This window comes from Synechococcus sp. H60.3 (genome assembly GCF_047462295.1).
Taxonomy (GTDB): Bacteria; Cyanobacteriota; Cyanobacteriia; order Thermostichales; family Thermostichaceae; genus Thermostichus.
The window spans coordinates 1-2,488 of sequence record NZ_JANSIY010000186.1 but is presented as its reverse complement, the minus strand read 5'-3'; the positions used below and the strand labels follow the sequence as shown (position 1 = coordinate 2,488).

Annotated in this window: 3 protein-coding genes; all 3 read left to right on the top strand. The window is 65.3% G+C overall.

Annotation, left to right across the window (positions count from 1 at the left end; genetic code table 11):
* A partial coding sequence (locus NW841_RS12595) for a hypothetical protein (RefSeq protein WP_414386710.1) occupies positions 1–1,368 on the top strand: 1,368 nt, incomplete at its 5' end.
* A gap of 18 nt (positions 1,369–1,386) precedes the next feature.
* On the top strand, positions 1,387–1,773 hold the full coding sequence (locus NW841_RS12590; RefSeq protein ID WP_414366092.1) for a thioesterase family protein: 387 nt from the start codon (positions 1,387–1,389) through the stop codon (positions 1,771–1,773).
* A complete protein-coding gene (locus NW841_RS12585) occupies positions 1,760–2,311 on the top strand; it encodes a hypothetical protein (protein WP_414378794.1) in 552 nt (183 codons plus the stop codon). Before NW841_RS12590 ends, NW841_RS12585 begins: the two co-directional genes overlap by 14 nt.
* Positions 2,312–2,488: the final 177 nt, after the last annotated feature.

The following is a 2,488-nucleotide window of genomic DNA, read 5'->3' as shown; positions in this document are numbered from 1 at the left end:
CTGTGTGGTCTTCCTCAACGGGGTCGCGGCGGGCTGGTGTGGGGGGCGCGGGGGGCGGCTGCGGGCCGTGGGGGTGGGGGGGGGTGGGGGGGGGCGGGGCAGGGGCTGGCGGTGCTGCTGCTCAGCTTGGCCACCTGGCAGGGTGTAGCCGGCGGCGCCTTCGAGGGATCTGAGGCGGGAGCTGCTTTTTCCCTGCTGTTGTGGGGCTGCGGCCTGGGGATGGGCTTGGTGGGGATCCCGTTGCTGGGCTGCTTGGCTGAAGAAGAGATGCTGTCTGTGCTGATGGGGCTGGCCCAGGGCTGGAGCGGCATCGCTGCCCTCACCTGGGGATCCCGCCTTATGGAGATGGGAGCGGAATCTCTGCCAGATCTCCCTTGGCCGGTGTTGTTACCTGTTGGTCTGGCCGCCCTCAGCCTAGTGGCGGGCACCCTGCCCCTGTTGACTGTTCCCGTTCGCGCCAGCGGGACAGAGTCCTCACCCGACAGCGAGGTGGAATCCAACCGGCGGCTGTCGGCCCTGGGGTCAGGAGTGGGATGGCTGGTGGCGATGGCGCTGGCCCTGGCTCTGGTGCGCAACGGGCTGTACCAGGATCCCTTTTGGGCGCTGCTGTACGGGGCGGGGGTGTTGCTCTCGTGGGCTCTACTGGCTTTGGAGAGCAGGATCCCGGCACCCGAGGGGAAAGAGGCCTTGCTCTGGCGGGCCTGTGTGAGCCTGACGCTGGTAGGCGGTGGGGCGCTGCTGGCACTGCGGCTGGGGGGATCCTACGGGGCGGCGCTGCTGGGGCTGGGGTGTCTGGCTTTTCCCAGCCGCTGGGGGGCGATGGCTGCCCTGTTTTTGTCGGCCCGACCCCTGCTGCAAAACCTGCTGCACCAGTTCAACCTGCAGGTGGCCGGGATCGACCTCACCCAGCCCTACGTATCGGCGGCGCTCTACTTGGGCATGGCGGCCATGGCCTTGGCTGCGCTTCTTTACTGGCTGCACGGGCTAGACAAACCCCTGCAAACCGGGGTCGGCCTGACGCTGGGCAGCCTGCTCCTGCCGCTGGGGGTGGGTTATTTCGTCCATGCCCAGCCGCAAGCAGCTTTCTTGCTGGCAGCCTTGATCACCGCCTTGATCTTGGCGGCGCTGCAGCCCATAGCCTTGAACCAAGAAGGGAGAAGGGCGACTTGGACGGGGATCCAAGCTTTGGGCCTGGCCACGCTCGCCATCCTCGGATCCAACCTCAGCCGCAACTGGACGGTGACGGGGTTCTATGCCACCCGCCTGGAGCGGGCCCTGGTGCTGGCGGCCAGCGTTGGGATCCTGGCTCTGTTCCTTTTGCTTGGGCAGGGCTGGCGCTGGTGGCAGTCCAGAACAGCGTCCCGCTAGCGTTGAGGTTCTAGGGTTGTGAAACTCCTTCCCCTCGGCACCCGTGGCACCTGGCAAGGGATCCCCGGCCCCGAGCAGACGGCTGAGGCCCTGGGCAACCCCGGCGTGAGGGTGATTGGATCCCCAGCTCTGTTGGCGCTGATCGAGCGATGTGGCCACAACACCTTGCAGCCTTTTTACGAGGGGGAAGAAGCGGCAGTCGGGATCCGCTTTGTCCTAGAACACTGCTCAGCAGCTGTGGTGGGGGATCCCTTGCAGGTGAAGGTTGAAGTCGTGGCAGTGGAGGGAAGGCGCGTTCAGTTTCAGGTGGAGATCGCGCAGCAGGGGCGGCTGGTGATGCAGGGATCCTACACCTGTCAGGTAGTCGATTTGCCCCGTTTTCTGGCCCGCTATGGGCTGGCTTGAGATCATCAAGTACCTGGCAGGGCTGCTGCTGGTCACTGGGTTGGGACTGTTTCTGTTCTGGCCACAACAGCTCCTGCTACGCTACCGCAAGCCTTGGCAAGGCCCCCTCGCCTGGAGCTGGAAATGGCGCGGGTGGGGGGGCTTGGCTCTGCGGGGCAGCCGTCGGGGTTGGGAATGGCGTTGCGGATCCCTCTGCGTTCGCGGGCATTGGCCGGCCCGGGTGGGCTGCCGTCTCTCCTTTGCCGACTGGCCTCGCTTCTGGCCCCTTCTGAAGCGGTTGGCCAAGGGGATCCAGATCCAGTCCTGGCAAGGCGGCCTAGAAATCGGCTTTGCCAACCCGGCCTTGACGGGGCAGTGCCTAGGGCTGTTGGCGGCCCTCCCTCCCTCGCTGGCCCGCCACCTGCGCTTGACCTTCACCCACACCGGCTGGCACGGACAGGGATCCCTGCTGCTTTGCTTTCGCGCTTGGCGAGTGCTGGGGCCGGCCTTGGAATTGGCATGGCTCATCCTGCGCAGCAGCCGCTCGAGAATCCGATAGAACTCAGCAGCACTCTTTTGTACTCTTGCAGCAGCCTAACGGGCAGCAGCGGATCCCTTCCCATCTAGAGCCACTTTTGCTGGGGATCGACAGCTCAGCTTTAACGTAAGGTGCGGAATTCCCCACCCGGGTGGGGATGGATAGCACCCTCTGACTGATTCTGGATGTATTGCTTCA